The following is a 19,266-nucleotide window of genomic DNA, read 5'->3' on the forward strand; positions in this document are numbered from 1 at the left end:
CTTTTTTATTGTACAAGATTTTTATGACTTAATCGTCCTTTTAATCTTCCTTATTTTCATCCATAGGATAACTACAGCCAACGTAAAGCTAATGATCATAATGATGGTCAATGAAACAAGTGCTTTATTGGTGTGGTAATTTTCCGCATGCTGTATAAATAGCAATCTAAAGATCCGGAGATAATGTGTAGACGGAATAACATTGGCAATCGCCTGCACCCATTCCGGCATCAGGCTGGATGGCCAGGTAAATCCACTCAGAATAAAAGCGGGTGTTGCAATCACCATAAGAACCTCTGTCGATTTCAGCTGCGATGGCAGTAATATACTAACCAGCACACCAATAAAACACACAGCGAGTAAAAACACAAATGTACACAACACAAATCGGCCAAAATCAGCTTGCAAAGGCATACGGTAATACTGACCAAAACCCCAATATAAAATTAAAATACCTACAGACATCAATATATATGGAAAAATCTTTACAAGAATAAGTCCGATAGGATTACCGATTTTACGCACAAGATCCGGAAACGTGTTACCTTCAAACTCTGACGAAAAAGACAAAGCCAAGCCAAGGAGCAATACCTGTTGCAAGACCGTAATTAAAACCCCCGGCAGCATAAAATAGAGGTAATTGCCGCTTCGAATATTTTGCTTCACAAAGGTTGTTTTAAAAGGTTCATATTGTTGAGCAGCGATTTTGGCAGGAACACCTCGTTTCATCTGCGCCTGAATTTGGATTCCCGCTTTAAGTGTTGAAGCGCAAACATTCACCGCCATCATCGCCGTGTTGGAGGTCAATGTATTAGCTCCATCAACAAAAACAGTCATTTCGGGCAACCTGCCTTGCTGTACTCCAGAAGCAAAGCCTTTGGGAATATGTACAATGGTTGTTGCTTCGTACTGCATGGCAATATCTTTAGAATCAAAAAGAGAAGGCAATACACGGGCAACGTCGATACTCTCATTATCGGAAAGCATATCAATGAAGGAACTGCTTAAGGGACTATTATCTTCATCGACAACAATGATCGGCATCTCCGTCACTTTGCCCTGTTGATAGACATGCCCCACCAAGATGCCGTACAAAACTGGCGCACCGAGAAAAAGCATCAGCAGCACCTTGTTATTGAAGAAGAGTTTAAACTCCCGTTGGATTAATTCTATAATTTTTTTCACATTTAAACCCTCTAATTCGCATGTAGAACCACAAGCGTTTTGGTTAATAAATCTTTAGCGCCAGCACTATCCTCAGGAACAACCTTTAGCTCAAATACAGCCTGTTGCGGATCAAAATCGGGATAGGCAGAGGCTATGCTCGCATACGAATTTAACGCCTTAATACTGATCACTTTCGCTTTAACTATTTTGTGGTTCAAATAAGGGATTTCCACTTCTACAGCAGCACCTTTTTGAAATCTTCCAATTTGGTTTTCAGGCAATGTGAACCTAAAATAGGTTGAATGATCAAGAAAGCCATTAATAATCGGATAACCTGCCATCGCCAGTTCACCAACTTTCAGATTAATGGTCTCCACGCTCATATCTTGTGGGGCAATGATATATTTTTCCCCCGCAGCAACCTTCACTTCAGACACCGCTCCGAGCGCACGTTCCTTCTGTCCCAAAGCCATAAGCTGCTGTTCTTTTCTAGCTCCCCCTTGAGCTTCAGCAAGTTCAGCCTGAGCAGCGAGATATTGATTTTTGGCCCCCTGATATTTGGCGTAGGTCTCGTCGTACTTTTGCTGCGGAATCAGGCTGTCCTGCAAAAGGGCCTCCAGCCTACCTATTGATTTTTTCGCAAATTCATATTGTTCCTTAAGACCATCTACTTTTGCCTGAAGTTGTGTCAATTGCCCTTTTGTAGCACCTTTGATGGCCATGTTATATTGTGCATCGGCAGATTGCAACGCACCTTTTGCCTGCTCCTCTTTCGCATCTACCTCCGGGATACTTAAAATAGCCAAGGTATCACCCGCATGCACAAAGTCACCCTCTTCAACCAGAAGCTTCGCAATTTTCCCCGGAACCTTTGTCACAACCGTCACCTGCTCACGCTCCACTTTCCCTTCAATAGGCTTCTCTCTGTCTTGATTTGCACAAGAAACTAGGAAAAACAGCAATAATATCCCATATAAATTCTTCATCTTACTCATGTATGGTTTGTAATAATTTTCCTGATGTATGCAATAACTCCACTGCTGCAGTACGTTGCTGCAACACATTATTAAAATAGCCTAAATTGACCTTGTACCAATCGTTTTCGGCAGCCAATAATGCTGTAACATCTATCAATCCAGCTTGATACTGCTTCACCGCCATAGAAAGATTATTTTCAGCGACTTTTAATTGCTGTTCGCCAACCTTCAGCTTTTCATTGCCGGTTGTGTAAGTGACGGTATTCTTACTCAATAATAGCGTTAACTTTTCCTGTGTATCTTCCCGTTTGGTCGTATTGATATGTTGATCGAGTTTAACTTGCCTAATCTTATTCAGATGCTCGCCGCCCGTGTAGAGATCCCATTTGACGCCTACCCCGACCATTAAATTGGGGCTCCCCTTGATGGAATTAAGCGGTAAGTTGACTGTACCAAATAGCGGTTGATCTTTCACCGTGAGTTTGGAGTTGAATACATTCAGATAGTTTGCGGATCCAAAGGCAAAGACCGCAGGAAGCGCCCCTCCTTTTTCTTTTTTGTACACGTACTCGTAAGCTTTGGATGAAGCATCCAGTGCTTTGAGCTCAGATCGCTGCTCAACATCGGCGGGGAGCTCCGACAAAAATATAGGTTTGAGTATATAATGGATCCCACCAACTTTCTGAGAAGAGATTCCGGTTTCCTGTGCAAGCTTTTGACACAACAGGTCGCGGTTGCCCGAAAGCTCCACTTTTTTTTCCTCCAGCTCCAACAATGCCAATTTCAGTTTATCGCGATCATAAGGTATTGCAAGTCCATTTTGAATGGCTTTATTCACCTTTTCTTGCTCTTTCTTTAATCGCTTTTCGGAATCCACGATCAATTTATCAACTTCATCCAACAACATCAGTTGATCGAAAGAAGCAATAATATCTTTTGAAAGTGTTTCCCGGCTCGCTGATTCCAGGTACTGTTGGGCAACAGCTTTCTCCTGCAATGCTTTTATTCCATTCGGAATCTGCAGCCCCGAGAAAATAATCTGCTTCACAGACACGCCTGCATAAGCAGCTTGGCCATGTAGGCTAAATCCCGTTGCTCCTTCAAACAACCCTAAGTTTAGTAATGGAATATTAACCGTCGGAATATCAACGCTCCCATTGCTATGCACATAACCGTATAATCCGAGTGCGGAGATATGGGGCAGCCGATTTGCTTTTACACCCTCGGCTTCCAAACGTGCTTTATCAACTTCGTATGCCTTCAATTTCAACTCTTTATTCGTCTGAAAAGCTTTTTGAATAATATCTTTTACCGACGGGTCAATCCAGGATTGCGCATGTAGTTTGTTTAAAAACAGAACCGATGCCAAAGTCAATAAACCCAGGCTTAACTTCTTATTCATCATATGATCCATTAACTCTTATAAAATTAGGACAATAACCGCCTCGCTTATCTGTTTAACAATAAATCTAACGGTATGTTTGACGGCTAACTCTTTTTATTCAATATTCTTGTCAACGCGAATAACATGCATCAATGAGGCATTCATGCACCCATAGCACCCCTCAAAAAATCGCTTTTTCGAAGAAGCAAAAAATGGAATCCAATGTTTGAGCAGTTATCCACTATTATTTTTCATTTTTGCTAATTAATAAGTTATCTTTGGAGATCGAATTGAAATTTTGGTAATTAAGCGTACTACTTTATTCGATAATAATAAAAACAAGTTTTACCCTAACCGCTGCCGCCACGCAGAAAACTATGTTGCTTACAGATACACATACACACATTTATTACCATGCAGGAACGACAAAACTGCAAGAAAATCTCCAACGTTGCTTTGATAATGATATCCAACGTCTTTTTTTGCCGAATGTAAATAGCGCTTCTATAAAACCCGTATTTGACACTGCAGCAGCTTATCCAGATCACTGTTTTCCCATGCTTGGATTACATCCCTGCGATGTGAAGGAAAACTACGTGGAAGAGTTAGAAATCATCCGCAAAAGGTTGGAAACTTACAAAGTCTATGCCATAGGTGAGATTGGACTGGATCTTTACTGGGATAAAAGCACGCTTGAAATTCAAAAAAAAGCTTTTAGGACGCAGGTTCAATGGGCCAAGGAATTAAGTTTGCCGATCGATATCCACTGCCGTGAAGCCTTTACAGAATTGTTCGAATTACTGGAAGAACTTCACGACGACAAATTGTTTGGCATCCTGCACTGCTTTACAGGATCCCTTGAACAGGCCAATCGGGCCATCGAGTTAGGTTTCGCTTTGGGTATTGGCGGAGTCGTCACCTTTAAAAAAGCAGGCTTAGATCAGGTGGTCAAAGAAATCGATTTAAAACACATTGTCTTAGAGACAGATGCCCCCTATTTGGCTCCTGTACCGTTCCGAGGTAAAGAAAATGAAAGCAGCTATTTGACCTACATCGCACAGAAAGTAGCTGACCTTCACCAGATTTCCATCGAAAAGGTAGCCGAAATCACAACAGAAAATTCAAAACGTATATTTGGTATATAATTTCAACACTCAATGCATAATATCTTTATTATCTACACAGGTGGGACCATTGGTATGGTTAAAGATGAGACAGGAACATTCGTTCCTTTCGACTTTGAATTGATCAAACGTAATCTCCCCGATTTAAGTCGCTTAGACTATAAACTCACCGTGCACTCTTTCGAACCCATTATCGATTCATCCAACATGAAGCCCGAAATATGGATTGAAATGGCACAAATTATTAAGGATAACTATGCAGATTACGATGGTTTTGTGATCTTACATGGTTCCGATACCATGGCGTTTACGGCATCTGTATTGAGCTTTATGCTCGAAGGACTTCAAAAACCGGTTATATTATCGGGCTCCCAGCTGCCTATTGGCGAAATCCGAACAGATGCCCGAGAAAATATGATGACCGCCCTTGAAATTGCTTCGGCAAAACAAGATGGCGTATCTATCATACAGGAGGTATGTATTCTTTTCGACAATAAACTATTCCGTGGCAATCGGTCATTTAAATATAATTCGGCCAAATTTGAAGCCTTTAGATCGCCAAACTATCCCGTATTAGTGGAAGCCGGTATTCACCTCAAATACAATACAGATGCTTTATTGAACAATATAAATAAAGAATTTATCTTGCATACAAAACTCGATAATAGGGTCGCGGTATTGAAACTATTCCCCGGAATCTCTGCGGAAACAATCAAAGCGGTATTAAACTCCGATGTCCGCTCCATTGTGATGGAAACATTCGGTTCAGGAAATACCACCACTGACACGTGGTTTTTGGATTTACTAAAGGAAGCGATTGAGCAGGGTAAAAATATCCTGAATATTTCTCAATGTAAAGTTGGATCGGTCGAATTGGGGCGCTATGAAACCTCACAGGGACTTAAATCCATCGGCGTGCTCAATGGATATGACCTCACATTTGAGGCTGCAGTAACCAAATTGATGTATCTTCAGGGCGAACTAGCGGATCAAAAAGAAGTTGCTTATTGGATTGAGAAGGATATCCGCGGTGAATTGACTGTAAATGACTAAGGATAAATGACAATAGATCAAAAAAGACTTATCGAGTGATAAGTCTTTTTTGATCTATGTATTTCCAAAGCATAGATTTCGCTACAATGTCAATTCTTATTGTTCAGTGGGCAGACCAGCAAGCACTTCCGCAACCACAAAATTACTTCCACCCACAAAAATAAGATTGCCCTGCTGATAAGCATTTTTTGCTGCATCAAATGCGGCCGTGACACTCGGAAAGTCCAGCCCATTTAATCCAAATCCAAGAGCCTCTTTACGTAATTCACTAGCTGGCAGTGCACGCGGCATATCCGGAGCAGAGAAATAATAGGTTGCGTCTTTGGGCAAATGAGGGAGCATATGTGTTAAGTCCTTATCGCGCATCGCCCCAATGACAAAGTGAAGCTTATCATAGTTTGTAGACGCCAGGTTTTTCAACACTTCATGAATTCCGTCTTCGTTGTGTCCCGTATCACAGATAACAAAAGGTTCTTTAGACAATTGTTGCCAACGTCCTTGGATCCCTGTGGTCGTTTGTACTTTCTTCAAGGCTTCATGAACGTGATGATCACTGATCGCAAAGCCCTGTTTACGCAATTCATCCACAGCTAAGAGGACGCCAGCGAGATTCTTGACCTGATAGGAACCTTTTAGATCCAGTTGGTAGTCTACTGAATGACCCGCAGTATCTGTCGCTTGTACCGTCAAATAATCTTGGTCCACGCCCATCATTTGTGTCGCATACTTGTCAGAAGCAAATTGGATCGGTGCACGTTCAAGCGCTGCCTTATCCAAAAATACAGCAGCTGTCTCTTCAGCATATTCCGAAATAACGACAGGTGTATTTCTTTTGATAATTCCCGCCTTCTCAGCAGCAATTTCCGCCAGTGTATTACCAAGAAGATTCATGTGATCAAAACCGATATTGGTAATTACCGACAGCAAAGGCTGAATAATATTGGTGCTGTCCAAACGCCCACCAAGGCCGACTTCAATGACAGCGATATCAACCTTATTCTTCTCGAAATAATCAAAAGCCATGGCTACAGTAATTTCGAAAAACGATGGACTGACTTCTTCTATAAGCTCGCGATGGGTACTGACAAAATCAACAACAAATTCTTTCTCACATAACTGACCATTGACACGAATACGTTCTCTGAAATCCAGTAAATGTGGTGAAGTATAGAGACCTGTCTTATATCCTGCTTCGGCCAAAATAGCGGCCAACATATGGGAGGTGGATCCTTTTCCGTTTGTACCGGCAATATGTAATGTTTTGAATTTTCGCTGTGGGTTGTCCAAAGCAGCGCAAAGTTTGATGGTATTGTCAAGGTCTTTTTTGAAGGCTGAGGCGCCATCCCTTGTAAACATAGGCAATCGAGTATACAGATACTCGATTGCCTCATTATAAGCATTCATGGGAATGATTTTTATCTTAATCTAAAATTGAATACAATCCGTCCTGTCTGCGAGTCTGGCGCATTCGGCAATTGATTCAACCGAGCACCTCTAACAGCACGCTCACATTTTTCCAATAGGGAAGGATCAGTAATTGTGGTTCCCTTCACACCAGCACGCGCATACGTTATAACTCCCTGCTTGTTGACTCTGAACTCTACAGCAACCTTTCCCGCCTGCTGTCCATTGTCGTCGATACTTGGTCTCTGGGTGAAGCTGCGGTTTTCAATGGATAACATCATATTGCCGTTTCCAGATCCGCCTTCGCCATAATTACTTGCCAAGGGATCCCCTAATTTGGAACCTTGATTACCCGGTGTTGTTCCTGTGCCATCACCTGCTCCAGTACCGTTATTTTTATTGCCTTTAAAAAGTGCTTTAGCATTCGCCTGTGGAGCCACCTCTTTGACTTCTTTGGTTGTTTCTGGTGCTTTCGACACCACCTTTTTCTCCGTCTTTGTAACCGCAGGAGCATCTTCCAGATCTTGCGTGACGACTGCCTTCTCAGCAACCTGTTGGGTTGGGGTCGGTGTTGGAGTTTCCACAGGATCGATACGGTCAGGACGCTCATTATTGGCGTTCGGATCCACGGAAGGCTCTTCGACACTCATATAGTCATCACCCATGCCCTCTGGAGAGGTACCATAGTTGACAATAAGCCCTCCCATACCTATCATAGGAGGTTCTTCCGCCTTAAACACCACAAAAAAACCAATCAAAAGCAACGATGCCATGACCAAAGTCGATATCCCCAATGCCTTGGGGAAATTATTTTCTTCATGTTGAAGATGATATCTCATCGCATTAATCTCCTATATTAATAGCTGACCATTAAACAAAAAAAGTTTAATTGTTCCTATTTATCTTTTTTTGGTTCTGTTGCCAATACCACTTTAATCTTCAATCGATTCGCGACATCCATTACAGAAATAACATTTTGGATAGGAACCGTATTATCGACGTAAAGCATAATTGTCAACTCTTCTCCGGCAGCCATTTGTGATTGGATTGCAGCTTCCAACCCTTCTATAGGAACTGGAGTTTTGTCAATAAAATAACCTAAATCTTTGGTAATCGAAACCGTAACGGTCTTTTTAGCAACAGACTGCTCTCCTGCGCTGGACTTTGGCAACAAGAGCTTGACAACTTGAGGATTAGACACTGCCGAGGCCAACAGGAAGAACAACATCAAGAAAAACATGATATCATTCAGCGCTGAAGTATGAACCTCTGCAGATGGTTTATTTTTTCTACTTCGTAAATTCATTATCTTCCTGGTTCATCCAATAAATCAATAAATTCTACTGCATCCGTTTCCATACGCAAAATTAAACGCTCGACCATCATATTTAAAATATGGTAACCCAAGTAAGCTAAGATACCAACGGCAAGACCGGATGCAGATGACACCATTTTCACATATAAACCTCCTGAAACAGAAGCAATATCAATACCACCTGCTAATTCAACCTCATGGAAAATCTTAATTACCCCAAAAATCGTACCCACGAAGCCCAACATTGGAGCAATACCGGCAATGATACCCAAGATATTAATGTTTTTCTCCAATTTGGCAACTTCCAGCTTACCTACATTTTCGATGGCACCTTCAATATCTTTGATCGGTCTACCTACACGCAATAAACCTTTTTGCAACATACGCCCCAATGCAGAGTTACTTGAGCGACACACCGCTAAGGCTGAATCCAGATTTCCAGACAGTACATTCGCTTTCACCTGCGACATTAAGCTATTATCATATTTTGCGGCACGACGGATGGTCAGATAACGTTCAAAAAAGATAACTAATCCAATAAAAAACAACAATAGGATTGGAATCATAATCCATCCCCCTTTGATCATCATATCGATCAAACTCATGTTTTCTGTACTTGCGGCGGCAGGTAACGGTTGTTGCGCAGCTTGATTAAATGAATCCACAGCAGCTGTTGCTGTATCCTGTACTAATGACATAATTATTAATAGTTTTATATAGTTTCAACTTCTACAAGGGATCTACCCAAGCATCCTTAATCTTATTAACCACCGATTTTTTTGCTAGCTGAGCCTCCTGGTTAGTCATATAAGTATTTAAGATAATTTTCTTTCTATCCTTTTTATTCTTGCCTTCAACGGCGCGTGCTGTCTTATAGCCCATTGCCCGCAAACGCTGTGCCTCTTGTTCGGCACTTACCATAGTTTTTGCAGATCCAATAACAACCTGATATCTTGGCTGTGCCACGGGGATAGACTCTTTGATCACCGGGTTTGCGTCCAAAGCCGTCGGTTTGGCCGTTCCATTACTCGATGGTACAGTTGCTGTATTTTCAATAGAATCTTTCACTTGAAGCTTAGCCAATGAATCGACATTGTTTAAACTATCTACTTGTGCGCTATTGGTCATGGTATCAGCAGCTAGAATCGGCCGCTTTTGAGCAAGTGTATCTGCGGCTGATATAACAGGCTTTTTCGAGCCAAATAACGAATCTTTCAACGCTGGATTAGTATAAACGACCGCTACAGCAACCATGGCCAGCACAATAATTCCAGTCATCCAATACCAGACCGCATTTGAATTTCGTGGCTCCTCTTCATAGATATTTGGTGCAGATGTCGAGCTGGCATTAGCCGTCGCTATAGCACCTATTTCCTTGCTTGAATCTGTTTCTGCTTTTGGAGTAATAGATTGATTGTTATCAGCCACCATAGGTGCATTCACAAGTTCAGACTGCTGAACTTTGTCCTCCGTTACCGAAGATCCTTCGGTTTCGACATCATCGGTGCGATTGCTTGTTAATCCAGTCACCTGTGCAGGCTCATCAACAACCGTACTCTTTACCGCTTCCAGTTCATCTGCCGCTTCAGCTTCGTCTTCGATAACTTCTTCAACCACCACCGTTTCATCTTCATCAGGCCTATCTGGAATAGAGTCTTCAACAGGGTCCTCTTGAGGAGCGACGTCTACGATAGGTTCTTCTTCCAAAACTGGTCCCGCATGCTCATTTTCGCCTTCCAAAGGAGAAACAACTGTTTCAATCTCTGGTGAAACAAGGTTCGTTACAGGTTGGAAGTCGAAACCCGATAGGTCCAAAGGTTTGAATACTAAGCTTGAACCGTAACTAATCAATAGGCCAAGATCATCCAGTTTAGCCTGTCCAAACTGGCCCAAATCAGCTCTCAGACTATCAACAGCATCCGATAAAATCTGCTGCGCCTGACTTAGGCCCAAATTCTCCTGTTGCTGAATATAATGAACAATATTAAATCCATGCTGCGCAGAATAGTCAAGTTCGACATAGGAAATTGGCGGCAAAAATACATTATGCTGTTTATCGAACTGAGCCGGAGAATGAATTCGTTTGAACACACCTATTCCCGGCACGTATACTTCCGCATAACGTTTTAATAAACTATTGATGTTTTTGCCTAGATTCATTGCGCACTATTTTAAGATGCAAATTTATAATCTTAATTCGTTAAAACGAATAATTAAGACCACCAATTACATTGAAGCCCAATCGTGGGTAATACATATAACGTTCGTATTCTTTTCCAAAGATATTATTTGCTTTGACGAAAATACCAAATTGCTTTTTGACCCGATATTCTGCACCTGCATTAAGATCAGCGAACGAAGCGATTGTTGCCTTATGACCACTGTCGGTAATACGGCTACCATCTGTATTATAATCATAGATATATGCATACGTGTTACCTTGAGTAGAAAGTTCAGCATCTACGAAAAGCTTATCAGAAATATTGAAACGCGCATTGGCCTGCATGCGGAATTTTGGCAATCCCCACGCTTCCTCTTCATCGCTCAAATTATAATCGTCGATATACACCCTACCTCCTAGATTAACCAGTTGTGAAAGGCGTACATTAATTTCACCTTCAAATCCCATATGCTTCGCCTTATTGATCACGCCATCATAAACGACATCGAATGCCCAGGGAACATAACCATTTTGGGTATCGCCAAATGCACTATTTTTAAATAAAGGCAAGCCCTCGATCTGTTTGTAGAATACCTTTACTTTATAACCAAAAGTTGCTCCTGCATTTCCTTTTAATCCCGCATAAATGTTCATTTTCTCAATCGAATTTATCATTTTAGCGTTCGGGGCCAAATAAGGATTTTCTTTCGCAAAGCTGCGGAAAGAAGCTTGCTTTACGCCCCCATTAATTCCGGCAAACAAAGAGATATATTCAGGTGCCAAAGCAAAATCAGCTTCTACTGAAGGAAAAATATTGAACCGTGAGCTATCACCAAATTCGGAAGTTAAATTTGCCCCCAAGGTAACGTTATAATTATCGCCTTTAAAACGAATATACGGATTGACTACGGCTAAATGATTCTTTACTTCAGCACTATCTTTCACGTTGTTCATCGTCACGCTCACATTTGCACCGACATTAAATGCACTTAAACGCTTGTTCAGATAACCGGACAATGCAATTGAGTTTTCTTTGGCTTTGTAGGCATCTTTAAACAAATAGCCATCAACTTTCGCCGAATAGCTTATTGCCTGTTCATTTTTGGGATCTACATTACTTGATAGTTCACCATTTAAATAGATATCAGTAAATGTCTGTTTATCTGGACTTGTATTTAACAATGTTGTTCCCGATTGATCGAAAGTCTGACCATAGAAATTTGTACCATAACGATTGTAACCAAGCGTACCCTTTACTGTTACCGCATCCAACACCCGGCGGCCAAAAACACCAATATCTTGTGTACTGAATTTCTGTCCGTCAATATTACCCTTTTGGCTCAGATGCTTTGCAAATAAGCCGAATCGCGTATTTTCATACTGTTCAGAAGCTAAATAAGCCTCGCCCAAGATACTGTTATAGTTACCGATACCAAACTTGACATAGTTGCTACTATGCTCAAACGGTTGTGCGAAAGGAATCTCCTGCACATTTAACTGTTTCAATCCAGTATTGATATCCAATTTCTTATCCAAAATATTGTTGTAGGTCAACTTGGGCTGGTATTCCCTTTTATTGGTCATATCCGGACTGCGCCGAATTTTCACAGCATCTGCAAGAATGGGTTTATAATCACGAACAACATCAAAAGAATCGATAGTGACTGGTTTCTCAGGATCATTCTTCTTGCCTGTTTCTTGTGCAAAAGAATTCAATCCCACGCCCATCAAAAGCGCTGCTAAAGTATATTTCTTCACGTTTCTATTTTGCAACTTCTTCATTATATCCTATTTCTTTTTGTTGTTCAATTTATTTAGACGTTCTTTTGCTGCAGGCAAAATATCGTCTTTCGCGTCATAGTTATCCACAATTGATTCAAGCGTAGCTTTGGCCTGGAAGATATCACCTTTACCTGCATAAGCATCAGCCATCGTAATAAAGCTTTTCGCAACCCAATATTCGTACGAAGAGAAATTATCAGACAGATCCATTGCCGTTTTAATACAAGCATCATATTGTTTATTTTCCAATTGCAGCAAAGCAACATTGTATTTTGCTTCTGCCCCATAAACCGTACGGCTCTTCAATGCAGCTAAACTAAATTCTTTCATTGCCTCAGCTTTCTTATTTTGCTTTACGTAACATTTACCGGCATATAAGTAGGCGTTTGCAATCTCCTCTTCCGAAGATTTCTCGTAATTTTTAACCGCGTTGGTATAATTTAATGCCTCTTTATAATCTCCAATTTGATAATAAGAAACCATCAGGTTGTTGATCGCAAAACCATAGTTGGATTTGTATTCAGAAGTAAGCTCGAGCTTTTTCAATAGCTGCGTAGCCTCATTGTATTTCTTTTGTTTCAAATACAAGTTAGAGACAGAAATCAGCGTGCGCTCTGTATAGGGGGAAGTCCAGTCATTCAAAATAATATTGTAATCATGTAACGCATCCTCTGTATTTCCGAGGGCAGCATTACTTTCGGCACGGATAAACCGTGCATATTTCTCTTGATTTGGTTTTGGGAATTTATCGAAGTACGCATTTACAGCTTCTACAGCACCTTTATAATTTCCTCTAGAAAATAAAGTTGTCGCGGTGGAGAATGAACGGGAATCTTGCTCTGATTTCGAAACATCACCAAGGTTGGTACCTGTTGCATATTTGATATAACCAGTCGCGTCGCCCTTGTCCAAATAGATATTTTCAATGGAGCGCATAGCCTGTCTGGCTTCGTCCGTTGAAGCATACTGATCGACCACACGTTGGAATGTTGCCAGCGCAGCATCATTGTTATCTTGATTATACTGAACCAGACCAATCGTTACCAAAGCACGTGGTACATAACTGCTGCGCGGATATTTTTCCACCATGGTTTGGAGTCCAGCAATGGCCTGATCACTTTCTCCCATTAAGAAACGCGTGTAAGGAATCTCAAAGGCAATATCGTCGGCATAATTAGAGTTCGGAAATTGCGCAATAACAGCATTTAACGTAGCAATTTTACCGTTATTATCACCTTGTAACCCTTGGATAATACCTCTTTGGAACAATGCATAATCCTGGCTAGGTGCTTTAGAAGAGATTAATTTATTGTATTCTGTTAAAGCGCGGCCGTAATTTTTAGAAGAGAAATATGAGTCACCCAAACGTGCGATGGCATCGTTACGTGTATTCATCTCTATTCCTTTTGAGCCACCCGAGGCGAGGAAACGCTCGAAATAATTAGCGGCAGTATTATAATTACCATTACGAAAAGCAGCGTAGGCCAAAGCATAATTGGCATAACCATACACATCGGTTTTACTAGCTCCAGGCAAACGTAGAAACTTATTGAAATTGGTTACAGCTTCACCGTATTTACGAACTTCATACATCGCTTCTGCTTTCCAATACGTTGCTAAAGCATAAATTTCCTCATCATAACGAAACTGTTCAGAACGCATGAATAAGGAGATTGCATTTTCAAAAGCACGTTCGTTATAATACTCCAAACCTCTATAATAGGTTACTTTTTGATAGGCGGCGTTTGCCTCTTTCCCGCGTTTAGGAATAGACTCCAAAATATCTACTGCCTCGCGGTAATTCTTTGTACTCAGCAACACTTCAGCAAGCAGCGTTTTAGCTTCCTCCAAACGTTTCGATTTTGGATATGTTTTCAGATATTCCTGTGTCGAAGCTAATGCGACCTGGTGAAATTCTAATTCATATGAAAGCTTCGCATAGTTAAACAAGCCCTCTTCTTGCATTGCCGGATCAAAATCCAGCTTCGAAGCACGGAAAAATGCGTTACGTGCAGATTGCTTATTGCCTTTCTTCAAAAAGGCATCCCCCAAGGTAATCATCGCAGACTGATAATAAGCATCTGGATCGGTCATCTTTTCCAATTCAGTGATCGCCTTATCATAATCTTTCAATTTATAAGCGATATAACCGATTTGGTAGCTATCCTGATTATTCTGGGTTTTACCTTGATCTTGTGCCTGGAATTTATCGTAATACGCTTTGGATGTTTTTAAGTCGCCTTTGATAAAGTAAGTCGCCGCGACAATACGGAACATCTCTGTTTCATTTTCTTGCTTTGTACGCGACAAAATCGGCAATGCATAATCCAACACATCGTCGTAGCGTTTATCCAAGAAATATAAAGCCGTGATATAATAAGGGTAGCTATTTTCGAACTGCTTAGATCCGTTGAGACGTTCAAATTCATTCAACGCCGTTTTATATTCGGCGTCTAGGTACGAAAGATAAGCGTAATAATAAATAGATGCCTCCTGAAATTCTGTTTTCTGATCTTTTAAGCTTTCGAATAAAGGTTTTGCGGCCTTATAATCTTTTGTCATAAAGGAAGCATAACCATACTTAAAGCGGTACTCTACATTCTCTTTACCCGCAAGATTTTTGCTATCAATCTTGTTAAACCACTCTAGCGCTTTAACGTAGTCTTTTTTAGCATAGTATGATTTACCGATCTGAAAGTAAGCTGCTTTCGCATTTGCACTAACAGGGAAATCTTTAATGTATTTCAAAAAACGATCTTCGGCATCCGACTCCCCTAATTCCAAGGCGCAAACAGCTTGATAATACCGGACATTTTCTTTCAATAAAGAAAGCTCCTCTGTCTCATCCAATTGCAAATTGGATTTTGTCCGCAAAGCTTCAACACGATCAAATTGCACCGAAGCGGCACTAAATTTTCCGCGTTCATACAACTCCATTCCCGTTTTATACGCCTTGTTGATTTGTTGCCATTCTGTCTGTTGCGCTAATGCTGGCGTCGCCATAACGGTTAATGCAACTCCCACCTGGTAAATCTTCTTATACATAATATGTGAAACCTTAATATGTTATTTATCTGCAAATGTAAATGAATCTTCTCCCAAACCCTGATAAAATTGCTCTGAAATGCGAGTATATTGAATGCTCCTTACCTTTTATAGGTGCTTAGGATCGCTTCAAATTTATCGAAATTCAATTCAAATCTCCACTGCTAAAGAGATAGTTTTATTCATTCTACTAAATTATACTTTAATTGAGCTATTTTACACAAAAGTTATTAACATCTGTGAATAATACTGTATTATAACGGAAATTTTGCACAAAAAATATGCCCGACAAAAATAAAGTCAGGCATAATATTTCTTAAGCCAATACCGTCTATCCGCGTTGTCCTGCCAATAAGTATAAGACAGCCATACGTACAGCAACACCGTTTTCAACCTGATCCAAAATAATGGAGTGTTCACTGTCGGCAACGTCCGATGTGATTTCGACGCCACGGTTGATTGGTCCAGGGTGCATAATCGTGATGGGTTTATCCAAAGAGTCCAAAATCTCTTTATTCAGCCCATAAAGCATGGAGTACTCTCTTAATGATGGGAAATAAGCAATATCTTGGCGTTCCAATTGAATTCTTAACATATTTGCTACGTCACACCAATTCAGCGCCTTTCTCAAATCGTGCTCCACTTTTACACCCAATGAAGTGATATGTTTCGGAATTAATGTAGTCGGTCCACAGACCATCACTTCCGCACCCTGCTTTTGAAGACATAAGATATTAGACAGCGCAACCCGTGAGTGGGTGATATCGCCTACTATAGCAACTTTTCGACCAGCCACATCGCCATAACGCTCGCGGATTGAAAAAGAGTCCAGTAAAGCTTGTGTCGGATGTTCATGTGCTCCGTCACCTGCATTGACAATCTGCGCATCCACATGCTTACTTAAAAATACCCCTGCACCAGCATAAGGATGTCGCATCACAATCATATCAACCTTCATCGCGAGGATATTGTTGACGGTGTCTATCAGCGTCTCTCCTTTACTTACGGAGGACGATGATGCTGCAAAATTAACAATATCTGCAGAGAGTCTCTTTTCAGCAAGTTCAAAAGATAGACGTGTGCGCGTAGAGTTTTCAAAAAAAACGTTGGCGATTGTAATATCCCGTAAGGAAGGAACCTTTTTAATCGGTCTGTTTAATACTTCTTTAAAATTACTTGCTGTATCCAGGATCAATTGGATGTCGTTTTCATTTAGATCTTTGATCCCCAATAAATGGCGGGTACTTAGTTGTTCTGCTACAGATGACATTTTAGCGTATTCAAATATTTACTAATCATTTTGTATTGAAAGTACTCGTTCCCAAGGCCAAAATAGACTTTAGAACGTTGAAGCACTTCTATTAATCGCCAGCTGACGTCTTCTTTTCTGTAATCAGGATAATGCTATCCTGATCATCTGACTCTTTCCAGTTAACAATTACTTTTTGCGAATCAATTGAATCGACCTGTATGCCGATATAATCAGGTTGAATAGGAATCTGTCTGGAGAATCTACGATCGACCAAAACAAGCAATTCTATTCGTTTTGCACGGCCAAAGGCCTGTACAGCATCCATTGCGGCACGAATAGTACGTCCTGTCCATAAGACGTCATCTATAAAAATGACCTCCTTACCTTCTACAATAAAATTGATATTTGTGCTATTTGCTAAGAGTGGACCAGCATTTCCTTTTGTGCGGAAGTCATCGCGGTAAAAGGTAATGTCCAAATCGCCAACTAAAATCTCTTTACCGATCATTTGTTCGAGCTCTTTGACAATACGTCTCGCTAAGAAAGTTCCTCGGGGTTGAATACCTATGACGACAGCATTTGAAAAATCACCGTGATTCTCAATCAATTGACGACATAGTCTTTGAATTGTGATTTGAAATTTTGGTCCGTCTAATAAAATCGACTGTTTCATTATGGGAATGTTTGAGCAAAGCTACACTTTTTTTATAGAAATAACGCCATGAGCGGCAATTAATTTCACTATTTGCATCCCATTGGCACATTATTAAAAAGTAATTTAAACACAGTATATCTCGCTTTCCGTAAAATTTGCAAACCTATTACTTCAGCATATCAACAGATTTTTTCGAGCATATATAACACTTACTAGCAATTAATTACAGAAAATACCATAGCATCGACCTGTCATACATGAACATTACTCATCACGCTCGACAGGTTTATTATTCCGTGCAAAAAAATACACAGGCACACCGATCAAGACAAGTATAAATCCAGGCCAGGTATATTGCGGTTTATAAATAATCAGTAACACGCAAAAAACCGTACCTATTACAAGATATAAAATTGGTGTAACCGGAAATAGGAACGTCCTATAGGAGCGCTCTAAATCGGGCCTTCTAACACGCTGAATAATGACACCGAGTACCGTGATCATATAGAATATCACAATTACAAAGGATATCATATCCAGCAAATTCCCGTACTGGCCGCTTAAACAGAGTAATGAAGCCCAAATTCCCTGTAGCCACAATGATCTTGCCGGCACATCGTACTTGTTGTTGGGAATTGCCTGTTTCAAAAACAAACCATCCTTGGCCATGGTCTGAAAAACACGCGCTCCTGACAATGCAAGTCCGTTGACACAACCAAATGTCGAGATCATAACTAAAATCGCCATCGCTATTGTACCACTATGACCTAATATTTTCTCAGCGGCCGCAATCGCGACCCGATCATTGGCAGCAAAAGCGATCTCCTCTCTACTTAAAGCCGCCAGGTAAATGTAATTACAACTGATATAGAGCAGCATGACCAAGCTTGTACCGATTACCAAGGCGCGTACAACATTACGCTGCGGGTTGACAATTTCGCCGGAAACAAACGTTACATTTTCCCAGGCCACACTGCTGAACACCGAACCGACCATTGCAGCAGCTAATGCTCCCATCAAAGCGCCTCCAGAGATCTGCGACCAGCCTACACCTTTTAAATTCTGGAAAGAATCCCAGCCGTAAGCCATGTTTTCCGAAAAATGATTTTGTTTAATCAAGAACAAACCACCTAAAATCAACAAAATCAAAGCAATGATTTTTGCAGAAGTAAAAAAAGATTGGACAGTTTTTCCACTTTTAATTCCCCGGGTATTAATAAAGGTAAGCAGCATTATCACGCCCATTGCGAGAATCTGGATCCAGGTAATCTTAAATTCCCCCCGCTGGAACAGTGGTGGAGCATCATTCAACTGCGGGATAAGATAGGCCGTAAACTTACCAAAAGCCACTGCTACCGCTGCTATCGTCCCTGTTTGAATGACCGTAAATAAACTCCAACCATATAAAAAGCCGATAGGTTTCCCAAATATTGCTGTCAGATAGGTGTATTGCCCACCAGCCTTTGGATACATCGATGATAATTCGCCATAGCAGATTGCAGCAGCGACCGTTGCCAAAGCCGTTAACAACCACACCACTGCCAACCAATATCCGGACCCCAGCTGCCGCATCATATCGCTCGATACAATGAAAATACCACTCCCGATCATCGACCCCATGACCAGCATCACTGCATCCCACAATTTTAATTGACGTTTCATATGCTATTTGTTTAGTATGATTTTCATTGGCAAAAGAACACCTTACATCCGGCATTCTAAATCACTTGCTTCATTATTGCGCACTCGACACCTTCTTAGATAACTATAAAGACAATATAAAAGCGCCATTACTAGGCACATCTGTATAATAAGCTTTTCCATAGAAGAATCTCCTCCTCATTCGGGTCGGTTTATAAGCCCTTAAGCTAAGAAAAAATAATCAAAAAAAAGCTGCCCTTTGCTACAAATTTCTGTTTTGAATATCTGTAGCAAAGGGCAGCCCTT

Annotated in this window: 15 protein-coding genes; 2 read left to right on the forward strand and 13 right to left on the reverse strand. The window is 40.9% G+C overall.

Annotated elements, in window-relative coordinates; all coding sequences use genetic code 11:
* Nucleotides 1–21: 21 nt before the first annotated feature.
* The 3 genes from VXM68_RS01930 to VXM68_RS01940 are packed head-to-tail and all read right to left on the reverse strand — an operon-like array spanning nt 22 to nt 3,549.
* Nucleotides 22–1,185 carry an ABC transporter permease gene (locus VXM68_RS01930; RefSeq protein ID WP_294185544.1) on the reverse strand — a complete coding sequence of 388 codons (1,164 nt, stop codon included), beginning with the start codon at nt 1,183–1,185 and terminating at the stop codon, nt 22–24.
* An 11-nt stretch (nt 1,186–1,196) separates the two neighbouring features.
* Entirely contained in the window at nt 1,197–2,153 is a 957-nt protein-coding gene (locus VXM68_RS01935) for an HlyD family secretion protein (RefSeq protein WP_367210275.1), read from the reverse strand.
* A 1-nt stretch (nt 2,154) separates the two neighbouring features.
* Nucleotides 2,155–3,549, reverse strand: coding sequence for a TolC family protein (locus VXM68_RS01940; protein ID WP_367210276.1), 1,395 nt, complete (start codon nt 3,547–3,549; stop codon nt 2,155–2,157).
* Nucleotides 3,550–3,905: 356 nt separating this feature from the next.
* On the opposite strand from VXM68_RS01940, the gene VXM68_RS01945 reads away from it, so the two are divergent.
* Both VXM68_RS01945 and VXM68_RS01950 read left to right on the forward strand, forming a co-directional pair.
* Nucleotides 3,906–4,673 (forward strand): TatD family hydrolase, encoded by a 768-nt coding sequence (locus tag VXM68_RS01945; RefSeq protein WP_367210277.1) that lies wholly within the window; start codon nt 3,906–3,908, stop codon nt 4,671–4,673.
* Between the two features lie 12 nt (nt 4,674–4,685).
* Nucleotides 4,686–5,705, forward strand: coding sequence for an asparaginase (locus VXM68_RS01950; protein ID WP_294348040.1), 1,020 nt, complete (start codon nt 4,686–4,688; stop codon nt 5,703–5,705).
* Between the two features lie 96 nt (nt 5,706–5,801).
* Here the strand turns inward: VXM68_RS01950 and VXM68_RS01955 are convergent, their stop codons facing one another.
* From VXM68_RS01955 to VXM68_RS02000, 10 genes are all read right to left on the reverse strand, one after another.
* Nucleotides 5,802–7,109 (reverse strand): folylpolyglutamate synthase/dihydrofolate synthase family protein, encoded by a 1,308-nt coding sequence (locus VXM68_RS01955; protein WP_293956766.1) that lies wholly within the window; start codon nt 7,107–7,109, stop codon nt 5,802–5,804.
* An 11-nt stretch (nt 7,110–7,120) separates the two neighbouring features.
* Nucleotides 7,121–7,948, reverse strand: a complete 828-nt coding sequence (locus tag VXM68_RS01960; RefSeq protein ID WP_293956767.1) for an energy transducer TonB — start codon at nt 7,946–7,948, stop codon at nt 7,121–7,123.
* 56 nt (nt 7,949–8,004) lie between these two features.
* Nucleotides 8,005–8,415 carry a biopolymer transporter ExbD gene (locus VXM68_RS01965; protein ID WP_293956769.1) on the reverse strand — a complete coding sequence of 137 codons (411 nt, stop codon included), beginning with the start codon at nt 8,413–8,415 and terminating at the stop codon, nt 8,005–8,007.
* Nucleotides 8,415–9,122, reverse strand: coding sequence for a MotA/TolQ/ExbB proton channel family protein (locus tag VXM68_RS01970; RefSeq protein WP_209580578.1), 708 nt, complete (start codon nt 9,120–9,122; stop codon nt 8,415–8,417). Before VXM68_RS01970 ends, VXM68_RS01965 begins: the two co-directional genes overlap by 1 nt.
* Nucleotides 9,123–9,153: 31 nt before the next feature.
* Nucleotides 9,154–10,584 carry a hypothetical protein gene (locus VXM68_RS01975; protein WP_367210278.1) on the reverse strand — a complete coding sequence of 477 codons (1,431 nt, stop codon included), beginning with the start codon at nt 10,582–10,584 and terminating at the stop codon, nt 9,154–9,156.
* Nucleotides 10,585–10,624: 40 nt separating this feature from the next.
* On the reverse strand, nt 10,625–12,367 hold the full coding sequence (locus VXM68_RS01980; protein ID WP_294348046.1) for a TonB-dependent receptor: 1,743 nt from the start codon (nt 12,365–12,367) through the stop codon (nt 10,625–10,627).
* A 6-nt stretch (nt 12,368–12,373) separates the two neighbouring features.
* Nucleotides 12,374–15,412, reverse strand: a complete 3,039-nt coding sequence (locus tag VXM68_RS01985) for a tetratricopeptide repeat protein (RefSeq protein ID WP_367210279.1) — start codon at nt 15,410–15,412, stop codon at nt 12,374–12,376.
* Nucleotides 15,413–15,743: 331 nt separating this feature from the next.
* Nucleotides 15,744–16,682, reverse strand: coding sequence for an aspartate carbamoyltransferase catalytic subunit (locus tag VXM68_RS01990; RefSeq protein ID WP_294185534.1), 939 nt, complete (start codon nt 16,680–16,682; stop codon nt 15,744–15,746).
* A gap of 91 nt (nt 16,683–16,773) precedes the next feature.
* Nucleotides 16,774–17,337 carry a bifunctional pyr operon transcriptional regulator/uracil phosphoribosyltransferase PyrR gene (gene pyrR, locus VXM68_RS01995; protein ID WP_209580570.1) on the reverse strand — a complete coding sequence of 188 codons (564 nt, stop codon included), beginning with the start codon at nt 17,335–17,337 and terminating at the stop codon, nt 16,774–16,776.
* 246 nt (nt 17,338–17,583) lie between these two features.
* Entirely contained in the window at nt 17,584–18,981 is a 1,398-nt protein-coding gene (locus tag VXM68_RS02000; protein WP_367210280.1) for an APC family permease, read from the reverse strand.
* Between the last annotated feature and the right edge of the window lie 285 nt (nt 18,982–19,266).

The sequence above is a fragment of the Sphingobacterium sp. R2 genome, assembly GCF_040760075.1.
GTDB lineage: Bacteria > Bacteroidota > Bacteroidia > Sphingobacteriales > Sphingobacteriaceae > Sphingobacterium.

What these genes read in the sequence shown, in the direction of transcription:
- VXM68_RS01935 (WP_367210275.1), bottom strand. Translation starts at nt 2,153, where the DNA reads ATGAAGAATTTATATGGGATATTATTGCTGTTTTTCCTAGTTTCTTGT.
- VXM68_RS01940 (WP_367210276.1), bottom strand. Translation starts at nt 3,549, where the DNA reads ATGATGAATAAGAAGTTAAGCCTGGGTTTATTGACTTTGGCATCGGTT.
- VXM68_RS01945 (WP_367210277.1), top strand. Translation starts at nt 3,906, where the DNA reads ATGTTGCTTACAGATACACATACACACATTTATTACCATGCAGGAACG.
- VXM68_RS01950 (WP_294348040.1), top strand. Translation starts at nt 4,686, where the DNA reads ATGCATAATATCTTTATTATCTACACAGGTGGGACCATTGGTATGGTT.
- VXM68_RS01955 (WP_293956766.1), bottom strand. Translation starts at nt 7,109, where the DNA reads ATGAATGCTTATAATGAGGCAATCGAGTATCTGTATACTCGATTGCCT.
- VXM68_RS01960 (WP_293956767.1), bottom strand. Translation starts at nt 7,948, where the DNA reads ATGAGATATCATCTTCAACATGAAGAAAATAATTTCCCCAAGGCATTG.
- VXM68_RS01965 (WP_293956769.1), bottom strand. Translation starts at nt 8,415, where the DNA reads ATGAATTTACGAAGTAGAAAAAATAAACCATCTGCAGAGGTTCATACT.
- VXM68_RS01970 (WP_209580578.1), bottom strand. Translation starts at nt 9,122, where the DNA reads ATGTCATTAGTACAGGATACAGCAACAGCTGCTGTGGATTCATTTAAT.
- VXM68_RS01975 (WP_367210278.1), bottom strand. Translation starts at nt 10,584, where the DNA reads ATGAATCTAGGCAAAAACATCAATAGTTTATTAAAACGTTATGCGGAA.
- VXM68_RS01980 (WP_294348046.1), bottom strand. Translation starts at nt 12,367, where the DNA reads ATGAAGAAGTTGCAAAATAGAAACGTGAAGAAATATACTTTAGCAGCG.
- VXM68_RS01985 (WP_367210279.1), bottom strand. Translation starts at nt 15,412, where the DNA reads ATGTATAAGAAGATTTACCAGGTGGGAGTTGCATTAACCGTTATGGCG.
- VXM68_RS01990 (WP_294185534.1), bottom strand. Translation starts at nt 16,682, where the DNA reads ATGTCATCTGTAGCAGAACAACTAAGTACCCGCCATTTATTGGGGATC.
- pyrR (WP_209580570.1), bottom strand. Translation starts at nt 17,337, where the DNA reads ATGAAACAGTCGATTTTATTAGACGGACCAAAATTTCAAATCACAATT.
- VXM68_RS02000 (WP_367210280.1), bottom strand. Translation starts at nt 18,981, where the DNA reads ATGAAACGTCAATTAAAATTGTGGGATGCAGTGATGCTGGTCATGGGG.